The 22223-nt window shown below is 65.7% G+C and carries 25 protein-coding genes; 16 read left to right on the top strand and 9 right to left on the bottom strand.

The genetic code is table 11. From position 1 onward, the window contains the following. Positions 1–268: 268 nt before the first annotated feature. Positions 269–1330: a polysaccharide deacetylase family protein gene (locus tag QX073_RS20285; RefSeq protein ID WP_316226260.1), complete on the top strand. Its 1062-nt coding sequence runs from the start codon at positions 269–271 to the stop codon at positions 1328–1330. Here the strand turns inward: QX073_RS20285 and QX073_RS20280 are convergent, their stop codons facing one another. After that, positions 1331–1552 carry a DUF2842 domain-containing protein gene (locus QX073_RS20280; RefSeq protein WP_315711497.1) on the bottom strand — a complete coding sequence of 74 codons (222 nt, stop codon included), beginning with the start codon at positions 1550–1552 and terminating at the stop codon, positions 1331–1333. It abuts the gene before it with no gap. A 102-nt stretch (positions 1553–1654) separates the two neighbouring features. Between QX073_RS20280 and QX073_RS20275 the strand changes: the two genes are divergently transcribed. The 4 genes from QX073_RS20275 to QX073_RS20260 all read left to right on the top strand — a co-directional run bounded on the left by QX073_RS20275 (position 1655) and on the right by QX073_RS20260 (position 4272). Beyond that, entirely contained in the window at positions 1655–2743 is a 1089-nt protein-coding gene (locus QX073_RS20275; RefSeq protein WP_315711498.1) for a COX15/CtaA family protein, read from the top strand. A gap of 704 nt (positions 2744–3447) precedes the next feature. Further along, on the top strand, positions 3448–3741 hold the full coding sequence (locus tag QX073_RS20270) for a BrnT family toxin (protein WP_315711499.1): 294 nt from the start codon (positions 3448–3450) through the stop codon (positions 3739–3741). Then, complete coding sequence (locus tag QX073_RS20265; RefSeq protein WP_315711501.1) at positions 3734–3946, top strand: hypothetical protein; 213 nt, start codon at positions 3734–3736, stop codon at positions 3944–3946. Before QX073_RS20270 ends, QX073_RS20265 begins: the two co-directional genes overlap by 8 nt. Positions 3947–3975: 29 nt before the next feature. Beyond that, positions 3976–4272 (top strand): transcriptional regulator, encoded by a 297-nt coding sequence (locus QX073_RS20260; RefSeq protein ID WP_315711502.1) that lies wholly within the window; start codon positions 3976–3978, stop codon positions 4270–4272. A 174-nt stretch (positions 4273–4446) separates the two neighbouring features. On the opposite strand, the gene QX073_RS20255 is transcribed toward QX073_RS20260, so the two are convergent. Together QX073_RS20255 and QX073_RS20250 are read right to left on the bottom strand one after the other, a co-directional pair. Then, complete coding sequence (locus QX073_RS20255; protein WP_315711503.1) at positions 4447–5355, bottom strand: amino acid ABC transporter substrate-binding protein; 909 nt, start codon at positions 5353–5355, stop codon at positions 4447–4449. Positions 5356–5527: 172 nt separating this feature from the next. Further along, positions 5528–6427: a LysR family transcriptional regulator gene (locus QX073_RS20250; RefSeq protein WP_316226259.1), complete on the bottom strand. Its 900-nt coding sequence runs from the start codon at positions 6425–6427 to the stop codon at positions 5528–5530. A 129-nt stretch (positions 6428–6556) separates the two neighbouring features. Here QX073_RS20250 and QX073_RS20245 point away from each other — a divergent pair, with 129 nt between their 5' ends. Next, positions 6557–7189: an RraA family protein gene (locus QX073_RS20245; protein WP_316226258.1), complete on the top strand. Its 633-nt coding sequence runs from the start codon at positions 6557–6559 to the stop codon at positions 7187–7189. 111 nt (positions 7190–7300) lie between these two features. Here QX073_RS20245 and QX073_RS20240 read toward each other — a convergent pair whose 3' ends face one another. After that, a complete protein-coding gene (locus QX073_RS20240) occupies positions 7301–7639 on the bottom strand; it encodes a hypothetical protein (RefSeq protein WP_315750861.1) in 339 nt (112 codons plus the stop codon). A gap of 318 nt (positions 7640–7957) precedes the next feature. On the opposite strand from QX073_RS20240, the gene QX073_RS20235 reads away from it, so the two are divergent. Then, positions 7958–8152: a hypothetical protein gene (locus QX073_RS20235; RefSeq protein WP_316226257.1), complete on the top strand. Its 195-nt coding sequence runs from the start codon at positions 7958–7960 to the stop codon at positions 8150–8152. A gap of 330 nt (positions 8153–8482) precedes the next feature. On the opposite strand, the gene QX073_RS20230 is transcribed toward QX073_RS20235, so the two are convergent. The 3 genes from QX073_RS20230 to QX073_RS20220 form a co-directional block, all read right to left on the bottom strand. Next, a complete protein-coding gene (locus QX073_RS20230) occupies positions 8483–9766 on the bottom strand; it encodes an O-acetylhomoserine aminocarboxypropyltransferase (protein ID WP_315750864.1) in 1284 nt (427 codons plus the stop codon). A gap of 225 nt (positions 9767–9991) precedes the next feature. After that, the gene (locus QX073_RS20225; protein WP_315711509.1) at positions 9992–10576 is read right to left on the bottom strand and encodes a CoA-binding protein; all 585 of its coding nucleotides are present in this window, start codon (positions 10574–10576) and stop codon (positions 9992–9994) included. Positions 10577–10815: 239 nt separating this feature from the next. Then, positions 10816–11637 (bottom strand): enoyl-CoA hydratase, encoded by an 822-nt coding sequence (locus QX073_RS20220; protein WP_315750868.1) that lies wholly within the window; start codon positions 11635–11637, stop codon positions 10816–10818. 70 nt (positions 11638–11707) lie between these two features. Here QX073_RS20220 and QX073_RS20215 point away from each other — a divergent pair, with 70 nt between their 5' ends. From QX073_RS20215 to rpsI, 3 genes are all read left to right on the top strand, one after another. After that, on the top strand, positions 11708–12136 hold the full coding sequence (locus QX073_RS20215) for a PaaI family thioesterase (protein ID WP_315827182.1): 429 nt from the start codon (positions 11708–11710) through the stop codon (positions 12134–12136). A 158-nt stretch (positions 12137–12294) separates the two neighbouring features. Continuing rightward, positions 12295–12759, top strand: coding sequence for a 50S ribosomal protein L13 (gene rplM, locus QX073_RS20210; RefSeq protein ID WP_315711511.1), 465 nt, complete (start codon positions 12295–12297; stop codon positions 12757–12759). Position 12760: 1 nt separating this feature from the next. Continuing rightward, positions 12761–13243 (top strand): 30S ribosomal protein S9, encoded by a 483-nt coding sequence (gene rpsI, locus QX073_RS20205; RefSeq protein WP_172109671.1) that lies wholly within the window; start codon positions 12761–12763, stop codon positions 13241–13243. A 96-nt stretch (positions 13244–13339) separates the two neighbouring features. Here rpsI and QX073_RS20200 read toward each other — a convergent pair whose 3' ends face one another. Continuing rightward, positions 13340–15439 carry a LamG-like jellyroll fold domain-containing protein gene (locus tag QX073_RS20200; RefSeq protein WP_316226256.1) on the bottom strand — a complete coding sequence of 700 codons (2100 nt, stop codon included), beginning with the start codon at positions 15437–15439 and terminating at the stop codon, positions 13340–13342. 390 nt (positions 15440–15829) lie between these two features. Between QX073_RS20200 and QX073_RS20195 the strand changes: the two genes are divergently transcribed. The 4 genes from QX073_RS20195 to QX073_RS20180 all read left to right on the top strand — a co-directional run bounded on the left by QX073_RS20195 (position 15830) and on the right by QX073_RS20180 (position 19341). After that, the gene (locus tag QX073_RS20195) at positions 15830–17053 is read left to right on the top strand and encodes a GGDEF domain-containing protein (RefSeq protein ID WP_315711515.1); all 1224 of its coding nucleotides are present in this window, start codon (positions 15830–15832) and stop codon (positions 17051–17053) included. Positions 17054–17121: 68 nt separating this feature from the next. Then, positions 17122–17424 carry an antibiotic biosynthesis monooxygenase family protein gene (locus tag QX073_RS20190; RefSeq protein ID WP_315711517.1) on the top strand — a complete coding sequence of 101 codons (303 nt, stop codon included), beginning with the start codon at positions 17122–17124 and terminating at the stop codon, positions 17422–17424. A gap of 37 nt (positions 17425–17461) precedes the next feature. Beyond that, positions 17462–18010, top strand: a complete 549-nt coding sequence (locus QX073_RS20185) for a phosphohydrolase (RefSeq protein ID WP_316226255.1) — start codon at positions 17462–17464, stop codon at positions 18008–18010. A gap of 161 nt (positions 18011–18171) precedes the next feature. Beyond that, entirely contained in the window at positions 18172–19341 is a 1170-nt protein-coding gene (locus QX073_RS20180; RefSeq protein WP_315711520.1) for a M20 aminoacylase family protein, read from the top strand. 18 nt (positions 19342–19359) lie between these two features. Here the strand turns inward: QX073_RS20180 and QX073_RS20175 are convergent, their stop codons facing one another. Further along, positions 19360–20508 carry an AI-2E family transporter gene (locus QX073_RS20175; protein WP_315711522.1) on the bottom strand — a complete coding sequence of 383 codons (1149 nt, stop codon included), beginning with the start codon at positions 20506–20508 and terminating at the stop codon, positions 19360–19362. 235 nt (positions 20509–20743) lie between these two features. Here QX073_RS20175 and QX073_RS20170 point away from each other — a divergent pair, with 235 nt between their 5' ends. Together QX073_RS20170 and QX073_RS20165 are read left to right on the top strand one after the other, a co-directional pair. Further along, positions 20744–21514, top strand: coding sequence for a gamma-glutamyl-gamma-aminobutyrate hydrolase family protein (locus QX073_RS20170; protein WP_316226254.1), 771 nt, complete (start codon positions 20744–20746; stop codon positions 21512–21514). Positions 21515–21596: 82 nt separating this feature from the next. Further along, positions 21597–22205: a hypothetical protein gene (locus QX073_RS20165; RefSeq protein ID WP_315711525.1), complete on the top strand. Its 609-nt coding sequence runs from the start codon at positions 21597–21599 to the stop codon at positions 22203–22205. Positions 22206–22223: the final 18 nt, after the last annotated feature.

Genomic DNA, 22223 nt, shown 5'->3' with positions numbered 1-22223 from the left:
CTCGCGTTGTCGTGGAATTTTGTTGCTTGACGTCCGGAGACCCTCGCAAAGAAGTCTCAACAAAAGGTAATGGCAATGACGTCGTCCCAAATCGGGAATGGCACAAACAAAGACCTGTTCAAATCGGCAGCGGCCACGCGATCTTGACGGCGGACGATCGCTATCATCGGATGGCGGTGATCATGACGCGATCGCGCCACGGTCTGTCCGCATCAGGTGGGCGCGGACGGTCTGGTTTCAAGTGGGATTCGGGGAAGGGGCGCGGGAATTGTCGTCGGACAACAGGTGGCTGCGCAGCGCCCGGCTCGAGCTGGCCTATTTCAGCGGTGGCACGCTGCTCGCGTCGCGCGCCACGGGTGGCGCGGGCGCCGTGCTGCGGTTCGAGCGCGTGCGCCCGCGGCGCAAGGGCGCGTTCCAGCCGCTGAAATGCGCGGAGATCACCCCCGTTTTCCTCGACAAGGTGATCCGGGCGCTGAAGCGCTGGGGCTATGACATCGTCTCGCTCGACGAGGCCTGCGACCGCGCCGTGCGCCTTCCCCAAAGCAGCCGCTTCGCCTGCCTGAGCTTCGACGGCACCGCGAGGGACCTGATCACGCACGCCTATCCGGTGCTGGCGCGCCACGGCGTGCCGTTCACCGTTTACGTGCCCTCGGCCTTCCCCGATGGGCTCGGCGAAGCCTGGTGGCTGGCGCTGGAGGCCGTGATCGCGCGCGAGGCCCGCATCAGCCTTGTGATCGACCATCGGGAACAGCGCTTCAACGTGGTCACGCCGGCCGAAAAATACGAGCTGTTCGCGTATCTTTCGGCGTGGCTGCGCAAGCTGCCACCGGCCGAGCTGTCGATCGCGATCCGCGACCTCTGCTCGCGCCATTCGGTCGATCTCGCCGCCCTCAGCCGTGAGGCCTCGATGGACTGGGCCGACATCGCCCGTCTCGCCGCCGACCCCAACGTCACGATCGGCAGTGCCACCGTGCATTACTCCGTGCTCGCCAATCTCAGGGATGCCGACGCCCAGCGCGAGATCACGATGGGCAAGGCGGTGCTGGAGACGGCGCTGCGCCGCCCGGTCCGGCACATGGCGTATCCGTTCGGCGGCCGCTATTCGTTCCGCCGCAGCGACGTCGTGCTCGCCGAGCAGGCGGGCTTCGTCAGCGCGGCCTCGACGATGCCAGGCGTCGTGCAGAGCGAGGGCCGCACGCATCTGCACATGCTGCCGCGGATCGCCTGGGACGGCCGCTCGCGCTCGCTGCGCGCCTTGAAGGTGCTGATGGCCGGCATCACCCTGCCGCGGGAAAAATCCGCGCCGCAGCCGAAGCTCGATCTCGGCTGATCAGCCCTGCTGCCGCTCCGGATCCGGGCGCAGCATCCAGCTCACGATCGGCATCGCGGGCAGCACCCAGCCCATGCCGACCACGACGTAATACACCGCCTGCAGCCAGCCCGAATTGGCTATCAGGGGGAATTGCGCCATCACCATGCCCATCATCGACCAGGCGAAGGCGAGCAGGAGCAGCGCGACGGCGCCGATCAGTTTGCGGGTGCGGATCGTCATGACGGGATTGTCAGCCTCGGCTGGGGGCGGCGCGGCTTGCGCGTGATTTCCCCGGGATTATAAGGGCCTGTCAGCCCCGGTTCAATCGAGCGTTCAACGTCCATGACCACGGTTCCCCGCACGACAGATCTTGCCGCGATCCGCATCTGGCTGCTCGCCGTCGCCGGCCTGATCGCGCTGATGGTGTTGGTCGGCGGCGCCACGCGGCTGACCGAATCCGGGCTGTCGATCGTCGAATGGAAGCCGGTCACCGGCACCCTGCCGCCGTTGTCCGAGCAGGCCTGGACCGACGCCTTCGAGGCCTACAAGACCATTCCGCAGTATCGGCAGATGAACGCCGGCATGACCCTGCACGAGTTCAAGACCATCTTCTGGTGGGAATGGAGCCATCGGCTGCTCGGCCGCGTCATCGGCATGGTCTATCTGCTGCCGTTCCTGTGGTTCCTGTGGCGCGGCGCCGTGTCCGGCCCGCTCGGCCGCAGGCTGTGGCTGATCTTCGGCCTCGGCGCGCTGCAGGGCGCGGTCGGCTGGTGGATGGTGGCCTCCGGCCTCACCGAGCGCACCGAGGTGGCGCCGGTCCGTCTCGCGACGCACCTCTCGCTGGCGCTGTTGATCTATGCGTCGATCGTCTGGACCTTGCGGCGGCTTTCGTCGCGTGAGGAAACCGCGGCACCGGCGCGGCTGCGGCTCACCGCGTGGATGCTGGTCGGCGTCACCTTCGTGCAGCTCTATCTCGGGGCGCTGGTCGCCGGCCTGCGCGCCGGCCTCGTCTACAACACCTGGCCGGAAATCGACGGCGGCCTGATCCCGAAGGCGGCCAATCTGTGGATCCATTCGCCGTGGTGGATCAATCTGTTCGAGAACGATCTGACGGTGCAGTTCATGCATCGCATGACCGCCTACACGCTGCTGGCATTGGCAGCCTGGCACGCCTTCGACGTGATGCGTGCCGGCGTCGGCCGCGACGTGGTGCGCGGCGCGCACCGGCTGCTGGCGGCGATCCTGGTGCAGGCGGTGCTCGGCATTCTCACCTTGCTGGCGCTGGTCCCGATCTCGCTGGCGCTGCTGCATCAGGGCACGGCCATCATCGTGCTGACCTTCGCCGTGCTGCAGGCCGAACGCCTGTCGCCGCGACGTGTCGCTGTTGTCGCCGTGCCGCAGACGGCCGTGGCGGCCGGGCAGGCGGGGTAGGGCGTTCTCGCGCTCGCTGTTGCAGCGACCTCCGCCGTCATTCCGGGGCGCCCGCAGGGCGAGCCCGGAATCCATTGAGCCGCGAGACACGCTGGAAAATGGATTCCGGGCTCGTGCTGCGCACGCCCCGGAATGACGGTGGAGAGACATTCGCGCAAGCCAACAAGCGTGACTACGCACGCTGCGCAATGATGTGAAGACAAACATCCTCTTCCTCGCGCGCCATCACGCCGAGTTCTGCCGGTCGTTTCACCCTCGAAACACGCGAGGGCGCAGGGAAGGCCGGATGCCTGGCCGGCACCCATGGCCCGCGTGCAAAGAAAAGAGCACGCGGCGGTCACCACAGGTACGGCCTGATACATCCGGCCTTCCCCGCGCGATGGTTTTAACGCTTATACGCGATCTCCCCGGGGACCGGGCTCTCTTGCCCCCGTCATCTCGCGCGATGCGTTGAGCACCGACACGAGACTTGGCGCCAGCGTCGGGGCGCCAGGACCACGCGATTTCGCCGTCCGTGACAATCCGCTCGTCCGCGCAAACCTTCGTCCACGCACGGCCCGCCACGTCCACCGCATTCCCAATCCCACGCAACTGGACGATCCGGAAGCGCCCCTCGGCTGGACAGGAACAAAAAGAGAACATAAGCTGATTTGCGTCGTTTGGCAAGCGTGGCGTGTCGCGGACATCGCCGGGTGGGGCGGACCATGCAATTCGAGTTCGATTGGGATCCGGCCAAGGCAGAGAGCAATCTGCGCAAGCATGGCGTTGCGTTTGAGCAGGCGATGAGCATCTTCGGCGATCCGTTGGCGCTCTCGCGTCTCGATGACGGATCTGGCGCAGGCGAGGAACGATGGGTTACGATGGGACGCAATATTGCTCACGAGCTACTGCTGGTCGTGCATACGTACACGGAGCTATCGGCAGACCGCGCAGCGATCCGCATCATTTCTGTCCGTCGCCCGACCCGACGCGAAATCCGCTCCTACGAGAATGGGTGATCCGATGAAGGATGAATACGATTTCTCGAACGCCGAACGCGGCAAGTTCTTTCGCAAGGGCGCGCGAATGCTGCCTCCGGTGCATCTCGAGCCTGATGTGCTCGATCACCTGACCGGGCTGGCCAGCGCGCGGGGCGTCTCGTTGACCGAATTGGTCAACACGCTTCTCAAGGAGGATATTGAGCGGATCGAGGCTGCGAAATAGCTCTTTGGGAGTTTCTGCGAGCACCTCATGTGCCTTCGCGACCAGACTTCCGCGACACGGTTCGGGCGCGCGCGGACCGCGATCCGGCGTTTCGCGAGGCGTTGCGCGGAGAGGTCGATGACGGCCGCGCCGGCCTGCGTGCGTATATCAACGCAACGATCGGCTTCGAGGCGTTGAGCAACGCGCTTGGGCGGCCGTCGAAGAGCCCGATGCGCATGTTAGGGCCATCCGGCAATCCCACGGCCGAGAACCTGCTTGGCGTGATCGGCGTGTTGCAGGCAGAGACAGGCGTGCAGTTCGACGTGCGCGTCGTGGTCGCGGAGTGAGTTACTGGCGCGCGCGGATCAACAAGATCACAGCTGCTCTCAACCAATGAAGAACGAATACGACTTCTCGAACGCCGCCGCTGATCTCGGCAATATCCGATGGCCGTCTGTCGCAGGCGACCGCGGCGGATGAGGCTGTCTCCGCCGTTGCCGTTTGCACGGATACCGCAGGCTTCAATCGGGCGCATACGCGTCCGGGTCGGGACTGCTGCTGGGCGACTTGAACGCGGCGCGCAGGGGGGCCGGCATCTGGTAGTTGAAGTTGATCCCGGTCGGCGGCACGGGTGACTCGAACCATTTCTTGTAGAGCGCGTCGATGGCGGGGCTCTGATAGAGCTCGGCGGTGACGCGATCGGCGATGGCCTTGAACGGCGCATCGTCCTTGCGCAGCATGATGCCAAAAGGCTCGGGCTTGGAGAATGCGTCGTTGCTGATCATGTACGCCGCCGGGTCCTTCGACCGCGCGATGGCGACCGCGAGCTGGACGTCGTCGAGCACATAGGCCTGAGCCCGGTCGGTCTCCAGCATCAGGAACGCTTCGGCCTGGTCCTTGGCCGGAACGATGTTGATGCCGAGCTTGCGTTCGACATTGACCTTGTTCAACTGGGCGATGTTGGTCGATCCGGCGATCGCGACGGCCGTCTTTCCCCTGAGGTCGTCGATCGTCTGGAGCGAGAGCGATTTCTTGGCCGCATAGCGTGTGGCGCTGAGAAAGTGCGTATTGGCAAAGGCCACGAGCTTCTGACGTTCGGCGTTGTTGGTGGTGGAGGCGCACAGGAGGTCGATCGTGCCGTTCGTCATCAGCGGGATGCGATTGGAGGACGTCACCGGAACGGTTTCGATCGTGAGGTTAGGAAGCCCCAGCTCCTTTTTGACCGCATCCGCGATCCGGCCGCAGATGTCGAGCGCGTAGCCCACCGGCTTCTGGTTGCCGTCGAGATAGCTGAACGGCACCGACGATTCCTGGAAGCCGATCGATATCCTGTTCGTCTCCTTGATCTTCTGGAGCGTGCCCGTCAGTTCCTCGGCGCCGGCGGCGTTTGCAGCGAGCGCTGCCGTCAGCAGAAGTCCCCAAATGCGCATCAAAGCCTCTCCTCGCAGCAATCCTCTTCGCGCGTGCAGCGTTGCACGCGCAGCGACGATGCAGCCTCGCTGCGTCCAGCCTGGATGAAAAGGGATAAAACCGCCTTCTTTCTCATTCCTGGAGGTGATGGATCGCCGCGCCGGGCGTCGTCGCCGGGTTCACCTACCCGGTCTAACCTTCGAGTTGACGGCCGAAATCGCAGGTCTGGCGCGCCAGCTCCGCTACGGCGGCCGCGAAGGCCGAGGGTCTGTCGTTGCGATACATGGCCGCATAGGGCACGGCCGGCAGCGTCGGCTTGACGGGCAGGATGACCAGCTTCTTCTGCTCGAACAGAGGACGAAAACAGCGTTGCGGAAGATAGCTGATGCCGAGGCCGGCCACGGCAAGCCCGACCAGCGCAGTCAGATTGTCGACCGAGATGGCGCGCTTGAAGGAGACACCGTTGGCCGCGAGCCATTTGTTGACGAAGAGGCCGGAGCCCGAGCGACGGCCCTGCATCAGGATCGTATGATGACCAAGCTCGTCGAAATCGAGGCTCCGGCGCGCTCTGACCAGGCCGGGGCGCGCCGTCCACACGTTCTGCACTTCGGCAAGCCGCAGCGACGTCACCTCCGGGTCCGAGAAGACGTCCGGGATGACGACCAGATCGAGGCTGCCCTCGATCAGCCGATCGTAGAGGCTTCGGGAGGTTTCGACCTCAGGCTCGATCATCACCGCCGGATGGGCTTCGCGAATCGCCGAAACCAGACGCGGCAGCCATGTCAGCGCTGACAGCTCCGTCGCCCCGAGCCGCAGACGGCGGGCCGGTGACTGCCGGCCGTCCTTCAACTCCAGGATCTGGTCCTGCAACGCCAACATCTGCCGGCCAAGAGCAAGGATCTGCTCGCCACGTTCGGTCAGGCGAGCCCCGCGCTGGCTGCGATCGAACAGCGGAACGCGCGCGGAGGCCTCCAGCTCCTGGATGCGCTTCGAGATCGCCGATTGCGTCGTGTTCAGCTTGGCTGCGGCGCGTTCGAACGTGCCGAGCTCCGCGATCCAGTTCAAAGCTTCCAGCTGCTTCAGGGTGACCATGTTCGCATTCAAAAAAGAGATGGATCGATATCTCCATTTATCGGTTTTCTGAATTCAAGGCGAGTCCTACACCGCCGAGGCGGGGCGCCATCGAGCGACGCTCTGGACTGTGCAAGACGGGGAGCGAGAATGGGTGAGGGACAAGCGCAGCCTGGTGCGCCAATCGATGCGGCGGTCGTCGCCGCGTTCAAGAGCGTTTCCACGGCCGTGATCAGTGACAACCTTCAGCGGCTGCCTGGTGCAACCAGTCTACGGCCATTCTATACGGGCTCGCCGATGGCCGGGATCGCGCTGACCGTGAATACGGCGCCGGGGGATAATCTCTTCATTCATCGCGCGCTCGATCTCATCACGCCTGGCGACGTCCTCGTCGTCAATGGCGGCGGCAACGAGACGCGGGCATTGGTCGGCGAGATCATCGCCGCCATCGCGAGGGAACGCGGCGCGGCCGGGATCGTCGTCGACGGTGCGATCAGGGACTCCGGCGTGCTGATGAAGTCCGACTTCCCCGTGTTCGCGCGTGCGGTCAATCACCGCGGCCCCTACAAGAACGGTCCGGGCGCGATCAACGTGCCGGTGTCGATTGGCGGCATGATCGTCACGCCAGGCGATATCGTGGTCGCCGACGCCGACGGGGTGGTCGCTTTCGCGCCGGCGATCGCGTCCGAGCTGCTCGAGTCCGCCCGCGCGCAGGAACAGCGTGAAGCCGAGATCCTGGCGAGCATCCGCGCAGGGCGCTATGCCGGTGCCTACGCAAAATAGCCGGCTATTGCGGTCGTCCGCACGAGCCTCGGTGGTATGCGGAACCTCGTCCTTGTCGTCCCGGATGTCGCTTCGCCCATCCGGGCTACTTACATGCCAACGGCACCCCGCTCAGCAATACCCATACACGCCACACGCGTAGGGCAGGCGGAACATGTAGTTGGTATAGCCTTCGCCGCCGTAATAGGGGCCCTGGTAGTCGTAGGAGAAGGCGCGGCCGTAATAGCCGGGCAGCTCCTGGCGGCCGAACAGCAGCGGCGTCGAGGGCCACATCGGGGAGATCAGCGAGTCCTGGTCCCTGACGACGACGACCGTCGGCGGCGGCGCTCTCACGGCGCGGCGGGCCTTGGTGTGCACGATCTTGTCGTGGACGGCCGGCAGGTCGGCCGCGAGCACGACGCCGTTCGCCGCGATGGCCGCCAGCAGCATCATGATCACCAACGTTCGCATCCTGCTCTCCTCGACTTCTGTTCGGGTGGCGTCGGCGCTTCGCGATACATCCACCGCTGCTTTCACGCGGGTCCGGAAGGCGATTCCACGGGCGGCAGGATGAGCCGGGTATGGTTAACGAAATCCTTCCGGCATCCGACAGTTGGCTGCAATCATCCGTAGAAGGACGGGCATTTTCAGCTTTTGTTAAGTTCTGCGGGTGCAAGCTTACTGCTGCCGGCGATTTTGAAGGTCGGCCGAATGCAGCCCGGCCGCTGCGTCCGGGCGCGAAAATCTCTGCTGCATTTCATCAGAGTCTCAGACCAGAAGGTTTCGAGCATGTCGGTGATCATGTTTTCGGCGTCGGCGCGCCAAAATCTCCAATCACGGACCGGCTCAGTCAACGCTGAACTCGCTGCCATTGACGAGGGCGCCGCCGGCCTGCAGGCGCTGTCGGCGAGCCGGCTGATCGCGGCCTCCGCGCTGCCTCTGGCCGGCCAGATGCACACGCGCCTGTTGCAGCTGATGAGATGATCACCTGGAGTTAACGAGGGCGCGGTCCGAGAAGCCGGCAACGGCCCGGCCGTGGGACGAAGGAGAGCGCGGAAGCCCAAGGGGGCCGCCCGCGCTCTCTTTGTTTTCGGGGCCGCTTGCTGCCTCAGCTGTCAGTTGTTCGTCATGCGCGGGCTTTTCCCGCCTGCGGGGCCGAAGCCCCTTCGGCGCGGCGACGGCCCGCGCATCCACGTCGTCATTGCCGGGGCAAAGACATGAATGGCCGGGACAAGCCCGGCCATGACGTGGTGAGAGATGCGCTCGTCATGCCGCATGTCGACGCGCGGCGCGATCCGTGGAGCGAAACGCGCCTTACGCGCTCAGCGCCTGCTCGAGGTCGGCGATCAGGTCTTCCTTGTCCTCGATGCCGACGGAGATGCGGACGATGTCGGGGCCGGCGCCGGCCTTGATCTTCGCCGCGTCGTCGAGCTGGCTGTGCGTGGTCGAGGCCGGGTGGATCACCAGCGAGCGGGTGTCGCCGACATTGGCGAGATGCGAGAACAGCTTCAGGTTCGACACCAGCTTGACGCCGGCGTCGTAGCCGCCCTTGAGCGAGAAGGTGAACACGGCACCGGCGCCCTTCGGGCAGTATTTGCGGGCGAGCGTGTAATACTTGTCCTCGGGCAGGCCGGCGTAGTTCACCGAGGCCACGCCGGGATGCTTGCTGAGATATTCGGCGACCGCCTTGGCATTGTCGCAGTGCTTCTGCATGCGCAGCGGCAGGGTCTCGATGCCGGTCAGGATCATGAAGGCGTTGAATGGCGACAACGCCGGTCCGAGATCACGCAAGCCCAGCACGCGGCAGGCGATCGCGAAGGCGAAATTGCCGAACGTCTCGTGCAGCCGGATGCCGTGATATTCCGGTCGCGGCTGCGTCAGCATCGGATATTTATCGCCGCTGCCGGCCCAGTCGAAGGTGCCGGCGTCGACGATGACGCCGCCGATCGAGTTGCCGTGGCCGCCCAGGAACTTGGTCAGCGAGTGCAGCACGATATCGGCGCCGTGATCGATCGGGCGGATCAGGTAGGGCGAAGCCAAGGTGTTGTCGACGATCAGCGGCACGCCCGCCTTGCGCGCCACCTGCGCGACCGCCTCGATGTCGGTGATGGTGCCGCCGGGATTGGCGATCGACTCGATGAATACAGCCTTGGTGCGTGGGCTCACCGCCGCCTCGAAGCTCGCGACGTCATCGGTGTCGGCCCACACCACGTTCCAGCCAAAGCTCTTGAACGAATGCGTGAACTGGTTGATCGAGCCGCCATAGAGTTTTCGCGCGGCGATGAACTCGTCGCCGGGGGACAGCAACTGCTGCAGCGCCACGACCTGCGCGGCATGGCCCGAGGCAACGGCAAGCGCGGCGGTGCCGCCCTCGAGCGCGGCGACGCGCTCCTCCAGCACGGCGTTGGTCGGGTTGCCGATGCGGGTGTAGATGTTGCCGAATGCCTGCAGTCCGAACAGCGAGGCGGCGTGGTCGGCATCGTTGAACACGAACGACGTGGTCTGGTAGATCGGCGTCGCCCGCGCGCCGGTGGTCGGGTCGGGCTGGGCGCCGGCGTGAATGGCAAGGGTGGCAAATCCCGGGGGACGTTCGGTCATGGTGTTTCCTCTTGGCTTGATCCGTTGCGCGCCGGCGCCGGCTGGCGCAGGGATCGATGATGGGAGACGGTGTCGATAGCGCGCATCGTGCGCCTCCGCGTCATCCCGGCGGAGGACATTTGCCAGCGGCCAGGATGGCGTCAAGGCTGCCGGCGCCGATCGCTCCGATTTGAAATGCGCTGCTGTGTCGCGCCGTCGTCGCAACACGTTCCTTTCGCAGATGCGTCAGGCGGGATCGCTTCTGTCCTTCGCGGCGCGGTCGGCCGCGGCCGTCGTGCCGCCGCCGACGCTGGTGCGGTTCAGCGACAGCCGCATCCCTTGCGTCGGGATCGGCGCGCGCTTGGCGCTGATGGTGCGCGAGTTGACGCCCATCCAGGAGATCTCCGACGACAGCCGGCCATATTCGATCTTTGGGCAGCGGTTCATCACGACCTTCAGCCCAGCGGCCTCGGCCTTTTCGGCCGCCGCATCGTCACGCGCGCCGAGCTGCATCCAGATCACCTTCGGCAAAGGTGAGAGCTTCAGCGCCTCGTCGACGACGGGCATGATGTGCTGCGAGCTCCGGAAGATGTCGACCATGTCGAGCGGGCGGCCAATGTCGGCGAGCGAGGCGACGAAGGGGCGGCCCATCAGGCTCTTGCCGACATGGCCGGGGTTCACCGGGATCATGTCGTAGCCGCGCTGCACCAGATATTTGAAGGCGAAGAAGCTCGGCCGGATCTCCGACGGCGAGGCGCCGACCATCGCGATCACCTTCACGCCGTTGAGAATGCCGCGGATGTAGTCGTCGGGATAGGTGTCGTGATTCATGGCGGGACGCTTCTATTAGTTATTGTCATTCCGGGGCGTGCGCAGCACGAGCCCGGAATCCATACTCCCGATCGTGGTTATGGATTCCGGGCTCGCCCTCCGGGCGCCCCGGAATGACGAGCCAGTTTCAGTTTCTGTCATTGCGAGGAGCACTTGCGACGAAGCAATCCAGGGGCTCGAGCGGGACTCTGGATTGCTTCGCTGCGCTCGCAATGACGAAGGAGAGAGCAGGGCGAGCTTCACTCGTCCCGCCAATTCGGCGTCCGCTTCTCGATGAAGGCGCCGATGCCTTCCTCGGCGTCGCGGGCGAGCATGTTCTGCGTCATCACCTCTGCCGCATAGCGATAGGCGTCGGCAAGGCTCATCTCGGCCTGGCGGTAGAATGCCTCCTTGCCGAGCTTGATCGTATAGGCCGATTTGCGCGCCACTTGTTGTGCCAGCGCAATCGCGGTGTCGCGTTCCGTGCCGGCCGTGACCACGCGGTTGACGAGGCCCAATTCGCGGGCGCGGACAGCGGGAACCGGCTCGCCGGTCAGCAGCATCTCCATCGCCTGCTTGCGGGGTACGTTGCGCGACAGCGCCACCATCGGCGTCGAGCAGAACAGGCCGATGTCGACGCCGGGCGTGGCGAACGAGGCGCGCTCGGAGGCGACGGCGAGATCGCAGCTCGCGACCAGTTGACAGCCGGCGGCGGTGGCGATGCCCTGCACGGACGCGACAACCGGCTTGGGCAGATGCACGATCGCCTGCATCATCGCGCTGCAGGCGTTCATCAGCCGGGCGAAGAAGGCGCGGCCGCGGTCGGCCTCGCTGCGATGCGCGGTGAGTTCCTTGAGGTCATGGCCGGCGCAGAACGCAGGGCCATTCGCTGCGATCACCACGGCGCGCACGGCCTTGTCGGCGCCGATCTCGGCCAGGGCCCGATGCAGCTCTGCGATCAGCGGCTCCGACAGGCTGTTGCGCTGTGCCGGGCGGTTGAGCGTGAGCACGGCGACGGGGCCCGCCATCTCGCGCAACAGAATCGGCGTATCGGCGGCGTCGGCGAGGGCAGGGACGGACATTGCGATTTCCATATGGGCGCATCGATGCAGCTAATGTAACAGATGAGCAACGACGAGAGCAGGGGGAGAGATGACGGCGAAGATGACCATCGCGGAGCTGGAAACGTTCCTGCACGCGGAATTTCCCCAGGCGTTCCGCACCGGCGGTGACATTTCGATCGAGAGCGCCGACGGCAAGAGCTGCCGGATGCGCCAGCGCTTCAATGAGCGCATGTTGCGCCCCGGCGGCACCGTCTCCGGGCCGACATTGATGGCGCTGGCCGATTTCGCGATGTACGTGGTGCTCTTGTCGGCGATCGGTCCGGTCGGTCTTGCGGTGACCACGAATCTCAACATCAACTTCCTGCGCAAGGGCGCGGCCGGCGCCGATGTGCTGGCGGAGGCGCGGCTGCTCAAGCTCGGCAAGCGGCTCGCGGTCGGCGAAGTCACGCTGCTGTCAGGGGAATCGCCCGATCCGATCGCCCATGTCACGGCGACCTATTCCATTCCGAATGCGTAGGGTTTTCGAGGGTATTATTGCACCATATTTGCAAGCTGCTGTTTTTGTTGCATTAATTTGACGCCGATGGCGTTGACGAATGCAGGCCGCTTCTCTAGAAGCTGCGACCAGTTCGGTGCGTCACCCGCGCCGCATTCTCCCTGTCACGGATATCTCTCATGAAAACCTTTTCGGCAAAGCCGGCCGAGGTCCAGAAGAAGTGGGTCGTGATCGACGCCAAGGGTCTGGTCGTCGGCCGTCTCGCCACGCTGGTCGCCATGCGGCTGCGCGGCAAGCACCTCCCGATCTACACGCCGCACGTCGACTGCGGCGACAACGTCATCATCGTCAATGCCGCGCACGCCGTGCTGACCGGCCGCAAGCGCGAGCAGAAGGTGTACTACAAGCACACCGGCTATGTCGGCCACGTCAAGGAGCGCACCGCGCGCCAGATCCTCGAGGGCCGCTTCCCCGAGCGCGTGATCGAGAAGGCCATCGAGCGCATGATCCCGCGCGGGCCGCTCGGTCGCGTGCAGATGGGCAATCTGCGTGTCTATGGCGGACCCGATCATCCGCACGAAGCGCAGAACCCCGAGAAGATCGACATCGCCAAGTTGAACCGCAAGAACACGAGGGCCGCATAAGATGGCCGAAAGCATCCAGTCTCTCGATCAGCTGTCGCAGCTCAAGGGTGCCGTCACGGCTCCCGACGCTCCGAAGTATGAGAAGAAGGTCGACAAGTTCGGCCGCGCCTATGCCACCGGCAAGCGCAAGGACGCGGTCGCCCGCGTCTGGATCAAGCCGGGCTCCGGCAAGGTCACCGTCAACACCCGCGACATCGAGGTCTACTTCGCCCGTCCGGTGCTTCGCATGATGATCGAGCAGCCGATGGTCGTCGCTGCCCGCAAGGGCCAGTACGACGTGATCTGCACGGTCGCCGGCGGCGGCCTGTCCGGCCAGGCCGGTGCGGTCCGTCACGGCCTGTCCAAGGCGCTGACGAATTTCGAGCCGGAGCTGCGCGGCGTCCTCAAGAAGGGCGGCTTCCTGACCCGCGACTCGCGCGTCGTCGAGCGTAAGAAGTACGGCAAGGCCAAGGCCCGCCGCTCCTTCCAGTTCTCGAAGCGCTGATCGCCTGGCTCCGGCTCCGTCCGGATCCATCAGCTTCAAATACGAACGGGCGCCCTCGCGGGCGCCCGTTTTGCTTTTGACGCAGGCTTGCGCGGGTCAGGCGCTGGCGCGGCGCGCGGTCAGCCATTGGCTCGGCGCCAGCGGTTTCGACACCACGCGGACCTCGCCGATGCTGCCGATGAAGCCGTCCGACGGCGCGCGGTCCCACCAGCCGCAGCCGAGTGCCCAGGGCTGCGACGCCGCCGTCGAGGCGATGCCGTTGCCGCCGATGACGCTGCGCACGACCGGCGCGCCCTCGATGTAGAGCACGGTCGAATTGTCGGCGGGATCGTTGACGATCGCGAGGTGATACCAGGTGTCGAGCATGATCTCGCCGGACCAGTCGGTCTGCGGCTGCTGGGTCGAACTCGACGGCACGATCTCCCACTGCACCTCGCGCAGGTTCGAGATCGCAAACAGGATCGGCGGCGATTCCGGATCGCCGCCGGCGTAGCCCGGCAGCCAGCCGCGGTTGCCGAAGCGGGTCAGGATGTTGCACCAGGCGTGGTCGGCGGCCTTCCAGTTCGGATCGATCTTGACGAAGGCTTCGACGGTGTAGCCGGATGCGAACGTTGCCGCGTTGATCGGCGCGTTGGCCGCGGTCGTGAACCAGCTGAAGCGGCCGGCGCCCTGCTTGGTCGTGTTGAGGAACTGCACGCTGCCCGGCGCCGACGACAGGCGATGCTTGTCGGCTGTGAAGACGACGTCGGCGACCTCCGCGGCACCCGCGAGCGTGGCGCGCTGCATCGGGTTGGCGGCGGTGAGGTCCGACAGCGCGGTGCCGGCGGCCACGGCCCTGCCGATCGCCGACGACGTGATCCGCCAATGCGCAACGGTCTCGGCCACGAGCGGATAGTCCTGCTCGTTCGCGGGCGGCACCACCACCGGTTCGGGCGCCTCGGTGTAGTTGGCGTAGAGATCCTGCTTGAGGCGCGGCAGGATCGGCGTGCCGGCGAAGGCCGGCAGATGGCTGAAATTGGTGAAGCGTGAAAACCGCCGGTGGAAGTCGATGGGAATCGAGAACGCGTGATTGTCCTCGGACAGCCAGGCGCGGTCGAACTGCTTCAGGCTGTCCTTCGGCTTCTCGACCACCCAGGGCGAGAACGAGGCGACGTCGATCTTGTTGGCCGTGAAGTCGAACTCGTACAGCCGCATCAGGCCGTTGCCGCCCTGATAGGCCATCTGATAGTCGACCACCATCTGGTGGACGGGGTTGTGGAAGTCGTTGATCTTCGTCAGCAGCGCGCCACCGTGATAGTGGCCGTTCAGGGTCATGAAGATCTGGTCGTTGCTGCGGATCAGCTTCTCCCACAGGTACTGGCCGTAGGCGACCTCGAGCGGGCTCGTGCCGTCATTGGCGATGTTCAGCAACTGGTGATTGGCGAGGATCACCGGCAGCATCGGATGCCGCGCGATCATGCTGCGCGCCCAGGCGATCGCATCGTCCGAGGCGCGCCACGACAGCGACAGCACCATGAAACTGACGCCGCAGGCATGGAACACATGCGCCTCGTGCCAGCCGCTCGGATGCCGCTCCAGGAAGGTCCGCTGCTTCGCGGCGCGGCTCGTCGGAAACCATGTGAGATAAGGCTCGGACGCGCCGCGCTGCGCATCGGTGCCCGCGCCCTGGCTCGCCGCGTTCTCGAATTCCAGCGCCGAAAGCACGTCGTGATTGCCCGCGAGCACCGAATACGGCCGGCCGGCGTTCTCTAAGAGCTTCATCGCGGCATCGGCGACCGCCCATTGCTGCGGATGCTTGGACTGGTCGACGACGTCGCCGAGGTGGATCGTGAACGGGATGTGGTACTTCGCGGCGTTGTCGACGATGAACTGCGTCTGCGCGGGGTAGGGCGTGCTGCCATATTGCCGCTGATAGGCCTGGCCTTCTTCTGACGTCGCATAGCGCGAGTAGAACTGCGTATCGGGAAGGACGGCGAGCGCGAAGCTGGTCGTGACGTGACGATGGTGACGGTGCATGCGCCAATGCGCGTGCGCCGCCTGGCCGGGCAGCAGGCTGGCGCCGAGGCCGAGCGCCGAGACGCCCATGGCATTGCGCAGCAGGGTGCGGCGATCGACGCCCTGCGCCGGCTGCGGGTCGCGCGCCGGATGATCGCCTGCGGCCGCCTTGTTGTTCGATGAATCGTCGTCGAAAGACATCCTTGTCCCCACCTCGAGCGGCGGATCGCGCCGCGGTCGGGACGTGTTAGGGAGAGATGATCTCAAATTTGAGAAGGTTTCTTATCGTTTCGATGAGTGTTCGCCGCAGGACGGGAAACCATTGATTCCGCACGATGGGGCGCACAACTATCAATGAATGACGCTGTGCCGTGTACAATCAGGGCGGGCGGTCGCGCGGATTGCCCCGGCATTTTTGAATCCTGTTTGCAGATTTCTTGCGCAGCAATTTGCTGACGAGTTGTGCCGAGCTTTTCGAGAAAACTTGGTATCCCAGGCAAACCTCTTTCCAACAAACCGCCCGCTAGGTTGATCGCGATAAGGCCGCGCTAACCCTGAATTTCCGCGCCGCCGCAGCAAGCGAGGTGATCGATGGCGCTTGATAGCATGACGCTCGACATCGTAGCGACCATGGTCGCAGCGCTGCTTGGCGCTATGTTGCTCCACTTCGGCCGGCAGGAGAACACGCCGGCGCTGCGCTGGTGGGGCGCGGCCTACGTCCTCGGCGCGGTCGCGATCGCGCTGTGGACCTTGATCGGCGAGCTCTACGGCGAGGTGGTGTCGCTGTTCCTGAGCTCCATCGGCCTGATCGCCACCGCCATGGTGTGGAACGCCGCGCGCGTGTTCCACGGCAAGCCGGCGAGCGTGCCCGGGCTCGTGCTCGGCGCGACGGTCTGGATCGCCAGCGGCATGCTGCTCGATGCGTCGGCGCAGGCGCTGCGGCTGACGATCGGCGCAGCGATCGTCGTGATCTACGCCATGCTGACCGCGGCCGAGCTGTGGCAGGAGCGGCGGCGGACCCTGCACAAGCGCTGGCCGGCGCTGATCGTACCGGTGATGCATGGCTTCGTGCTGATGTTGCCGATCCTGCTCGGCAACATGCTGCGCGATTCCGACGGCGCCTTCGCCGCCGCCTGGGTCACGATCTTCTCGATCGAACTCGTGCTGTATGCGGTCGGCACCGTGTTCGTGATCTTCATGCTGGTGTCCGAGCGCATCGTCAGCGCCCACAAGCGCGCGGCGACCACCGACCCGCTGACGGGCCTGCTCAACCGCCGCGGCTTTGCCGAGTCCTGCGCGCAGCTGATCGAGCGCGAGGCGCGCGAGCAGCGCCCGGTCAGCGTGCTGATCTTCGACATCGATCATTTCAAGTCGATCAACGACCGCTTCGGTCACGCCGAGGGCGACGAGGTCCTGAAGCTGTTCGCAAACGTCGTGGTCAACAATCTACGCCTCACCGATCTCTCGGGCCGGATCGGCGGCGAGGAGTTCGCAGCACTTCTGCCCTGTTCCATCGAAGAGGCCATGGTCGCCGCCGAGCGTGTCCGCGAGGCGTTCGCGGCCTCCGGCGTGGTGTGCGAGGACAAGCCGGTCGATACCACCGTCAGCATCGGCGTTGCCGGCGGGCCGGGCGGGACCGATCTCGACGTGCTGCTCGCGGCCGCCGATACCGCGCTCTACAAGGCCAAGCGCTCCGGTCGCAACCGGGTCGAGGCCTCGGCGGAGCTGCCGCTGTCGCTCGACCGCTACCGCCGCCAGCGCGCTGCCGCGGCTGCCAGCCTGCCGCAGTCGGGAGAGGCGGTGTTGTCCAGCTGAGGTGCGGCTTTCGCTCTCCCGAGGTCTGGGCTAGACAAGCGGCCCACACCAGGGGAGGCCGACAGAACATGATCACGGAAATCGCCCAGATCGACGTCAAGCCGGGCACGGAGAAGGATTTCGAGGCCGCGGTCGCGAAAGCACGCGCCGCCTTCGGCCGCTCCAAGGGCTTTCACGGCTTCGAGCTGCACAAATCGATCGAGAAGCCGCAGCGCTACCGCCTGATGGTGAAGTGGGAAACGCTCGAGAACCACACGGTCGATTTCCGCGGCTCGGAGAACTTCACCGAATGGCGTGGCCTGGTCGGGCAGTATTTTGCCAATCCTCCGGATGTCGAGCACACCGAGACGGTGCTGACCTCGGCCGGCTGAGGCCGCGCGTCAGCGCTGCTCCGCCACGGAACACAACATGACGCACGACGATCTGGTCGAAGCCTACTCTGCCGGGGGACGGCACTACCACGATCTTCGCCACGTCCAGGATTGCCTGGACCAGCTCGATCGCGTCGCGGACCTCAGCGTCCGCGAGCGCGAGGTCCTGACGCTGGCGATCTGGTGGCACGACGCCGTGTATGATCCCACGCGGTCCGACAATGAAGAGCAGAGCGCCATCCTTGCCGAGCGTCACGTCGCGCCCGAGCTGCGCGACGAGGTCGGACGCCTGATCCGGCTGACCCGGACGCACGATGTCGCGCCCGACGATCGGCTGGGCGCGCTGCTCGTCTCGATCGATCTCGCCATTCTCGGCGCCGACGAGGCCAGCTACGACGTCTACGCGGATGCGATCCGGCGCGAATATGCGCATGTGCCGGACGACGCCTACCGCGCCGGGCGCGCGGCGGTGCTGGAGCGGTTCGCGCGGCGCCCCGTGATCTATCCAGATGCGGGCTTTGCCGCTGCGCTCGACCAGAAGGCGCGGGCCAACCTCGCGCGCGAGCTGCGCGGCCTTCGATCATAAGCAGGATCGGCTCAGGCGTTTCGCGCGGCCGCGTCGCCGCGGCAATGCAGGCTGCGCAGCATCGCATGTGCTGATAGCGCTTGTCTTTTGCCGTGGCCCGACATGCAATGGGATGACATGCGCGTCGCCATGACGCGCTCCTCATTTTCTGGAACTCCGTCATGCCGATCATCAACCGCGCCGCCGAGCTGGCGGAAGACGCCAAGGTCTGGCGCCGCGATTTCCACCAGCATCCCGAGCTCCAATATGAGGTGCATCGGACGGCCGGGCGCGTCGCCGAGCTCTTGACCTCGTTCGGTGTCGACGAGGTCGTCACCGGCATCGGCCGGACCGGCGTCGTCGGCGTCATCCGCGGCCGCGAGTCGTCGCCGCGGGTGATCGGCCTGCGCGCCGACATGGACGCGCTGCCGCTGCAGGAGGTCAGCGACATCCCGCACAAGTCCACCATTCCCGGCAAGATGCACGCCTGCGGCCATGACGGCCACACCGCGATGCTGCTGGGCGCGGCGCGCTATCTCGCCGAGACGCGCAACTTCGCCGGCACGGCCATCGTCATCTTCCAGCCAGCCGAGGAGGGTGGGGCCGGTGGCCGTGCGATGGTCGAGGATGGCCTGATGGAGCGCTTCGGCATCGAGGAGGTCTACGGCCTGCACAATGCGCCGGGCCTGCCGCTCGGAACGGTCGCGACGCGCACCGGCGCGGTGATGGCCGCGGCCGACACCTTCGAGGTGCGTCTGAAGGGCCTCGGCGGCCACGCCGCGCGGCCGAACAAATGCGTCGATCCGATCATCGCCGGCGCGCAGATCGTGACCGCGCTGCAGACGATCGTGGCGCGCAACGTCGATCCGGTCGAAAGCGCGGTGCTGTCGATCACGCGCTTTCACGCGGGGACGACCGCCGACAACATCATTCCGCAGACCGCTGTCATTGGCGGCACCGTGCGCACGCTCGATGAGGACATCCGCCGCTTGATGGACGAACGCTTCAAGGGCCTGGTGACGGCGCTCGCGAGCGGCATGGGCGTGGAGGCGGAGATCGACTACGAATGGGGCTATCCGGTCGTCATCAACCATGCGGAGCAGACTGCGTTCGCGGCCGACGTGGCGCGCAGCGTCGTCGGGCCGGAACAGGTCATCACCGACATGCCGCCCCGGCTCGGCGGCGAGGACTTCGCCTACATGCTGCAGGCGCGGCCCGGCGCGTTCGTCTTCATGGGCATCGGCGATGGGGCCGGCGTGCATCACCCGGAATATGATTTCAACGACGACGTGATCCCGCACGGCATCAGCTATTGGGCCAAGCTGGTCGAGACCGCGATGCCGGCCGGCTGAGCGGGCTCTGACCGGGCCTCAGATCGCGGCCGCGGCGTCCTCGGTGCGGCGGTCGCTCTTGAAATAGTCGATCATGACCTTGGCGATCGCCATCAGCGGCAGCGCCAGGGTCAGGCCCCAGACGCCGAACACGATGCCGAGCAGGATCTGGAACGCAAACAGCGTGGCCGGCGGGATGTCCAGCGCCTGGCGCTGGATCAGCGGCGTCAGCACGTAGCTCTCCATCGCGTGCACGCCGAGGAACAGCACGAAGGCGCTGACCGCAGCGACCCAGCCGGAGGCGAGGCTCGCCAGCACCACGATGACGCCGGCGATGATCGCGCCGACGGTCGGAATGAACGCCAGCAGGCCGGCCTGGATGCCCAGGATGAACGAGCTCTGCACGCCGATGATGGCGAGGCCGATCCAGGTGACGAGGAAGACTGCGAACATCGTCGTGATCTGGGCGATCAGCCAGCGTTCCAGCGTGTAGCTGATGCGGTCCACGATCACGGTGGCCTGGTCCCGGTACTTCGCCGGCGCCAGGAAAAGCAATCCGCTGCGGTAGACCGCCGGCTGGGCCGCGAAGGCCAATCCCAGGAACAGCACGATGAAGAAGTTGCCGACGGCGCTGACGGTGCCGAGCAGCAGCTTGAAGGTCTGGCTGACGATGGCGCCGCCGGAGGAGGCCAGCGCGCTCGGCGAGGGCAGGCCGCCCGGCAGGCCATGGGACGGCGTCTGGGTCGGTGTGGTCGAGCCGCCATCAGGCGCGGCAGTGGCCGTGCTCGCGGCGTTGAAGTCGAAGAAGCTGGTGTCGATGCCGTTGCGGTCGAGGAAGCCCTTGATGTTGCCGAGCTGCGACTTGATCGTATCGCTCAGCACCTTGGCCTGGTCCGCGATGGTGGTGCCGCCGAGGAAGACGATGCCGACGAGCACGGCCGCGAGCGCCAGGCAGACGATGACGAGCCGCGCCGGATGCGGCCAGGGCAGGACGCGGCCGAGCAGGCTGGTCATCGCGTTGAGCGCGACGCCGAGCAGCATGCCCGCGAACAACAGGAAGATCGCAGCCGCGTAATACCAGGTGAAGGCCATGCCGGCCATGAACAGGGTTACCCCGATGCCGCCCACGGCAATGGCCCAGGCCAGGTCGCTGCGGGCCTGGAGGCGTGGGTCGGCGGGGGCGGTCATGAGGCATCCTCTGTGCTGATCGGCCCCCACACATTGGCGAAAACGGCTGGCGGATCAAGCGCAGGCTTGGGGAAGCGGGGCGCTGCAGGACGCTTGCGGGGGTGTCCGGAATTGGCATTGGGGACCCGCGTGGCCATATGTTGATCCTGCCGTGCGACGCAGGCATGATTTGTGCCTGCCACACTGGCGGACGCGGCCGCCAACGGCCACATAAGAGGGGAGAGAAACAAAAACAATGAAACGTCCGGTGGTCGGCGTGATCGGCAACAGCCATCGCGTCGAGAACAGGTTCACCGTGCAGATGGTGGGCGAGCGCAACCTGAGCGCCGTGGCCGAGGTCGCGGGCGCGCTACCGCTGATGTTTGCCGGTGTTCCCGAGATCACCGACATCGCCGCGCTGCTCGATGTCGTCGACGGCGTGGTGCTGACCGGCGCCCGCGCCAACGTGCACCCGACCCGCTTCAACACCGAGCCGAGCCTCAAGCACGAGCCCTACGACGTCCACCGCGACGAGGTCGCGCTGCAGTTGTCGGAAGCCTGCGTCTCCAGAGGCATCCCGCTGTTCGGCATCTGCCGCGGCTTGCAGGAGATGAACGTCGCCTTCGGCGGCTCGCTGCATCCGGAGATCCGCGAGATTCCCGGCCGCATGAACCACCGCATGCCCAGGTTGGAGAACGGCGAGATCCATCCCGATCCCAACGTCGTGTTCGCCGATCGCCACGAGGTGCGGCTCACGCCGGGCGGTGCCTTCGCCAGCATCCTCGGTTGCGACAGCATCAAGGTCAATTCGCTGCATGGTCAGGGCATCCTGGAGCCGGGCGACCGCGTCGTGATCGAGGGCATCGCCGAGGACGGCACCATCGAGGCCATCCGCATCGCGGACGCGCCATCCTTTGCGCTCGGCGTGCAATGGCATGCCGAATATGACCCGCAGAAGAACCCGATCAATCGCAAGCTGTTCGAGGCGTTCGGTGAGGCGGTGAGGAAGCGGCAGCTGTCATCCTGACGTCGGGGCTGAACCGGGTTTCCAAAACGGCAGACGAAGCTGCAGAGACGGCTCATCGTGAGCTCGTCACAAGGAAACCGTGATGCGCCACGTCCTGACTGTCGCCATTGTGCTCCGCGCCGCTCCGGCCTTGGCCCAAGGCACGCCGCCGATGGAAGGCCCGATCACCTGCTCGTCGCCGGTCGCGGCCACCGATTCGGCAAACAGCCTCAAGCAGCGCTATGGCGACGAGGCCGTGGTTCAGGATCTGCCGGGCGCCGAGGGCGAGACCTACAAGGGCCTCGTGCTGTTTCCGCGGGCGATGGACCGGCGCATCGAGGTCGGCTTCATCGACGATAAGGTCGCGACGGTGTCCGGGCTCACCTTGCGCGATACGGCCAAGACGAGCCGCTGGAGCGTGGCCGGCATCACCATCGGGGCCAGCCTCGTCGAGGTCCAGAAGGCCAATGGCAAGTCGTTCGTCGTGAGCGGCTTCGGCTGGGACTATGGCGGCTTCGTCACCGACTTCAAGAACGGCGCGCTGGGACGCATCCTGCCGGGCGGCTGCTCGATCACCGTGCGCTTCGGCAAGGACAAGGACCCACCGCGAGCGCTCTCGGGCGATGGCGTGAAGGTGTCGTCCGACAATCCGGCGCTGGTGAAATTCGCGCCCGTCGTCACCGAGATCGGCATCAATTTCGCCGCGAAGTGATGGCTTCATAGTCGCAGG

This window comes from Bradyrhizobium sp. SZCCHNS3052, from assembly GCF_032484495.1.
Lineage (GTDB): Bacteria > Pseudomonadota > Alphaproteobacteria > Rhizobiales > Xanthobacteraceae > Bradyrhizobium.
The sequence above is the reverse complement of the archived record's forward strand: the minus strand, read 5'-3'. Positions and strand labels throughout refer to the sequence as shown.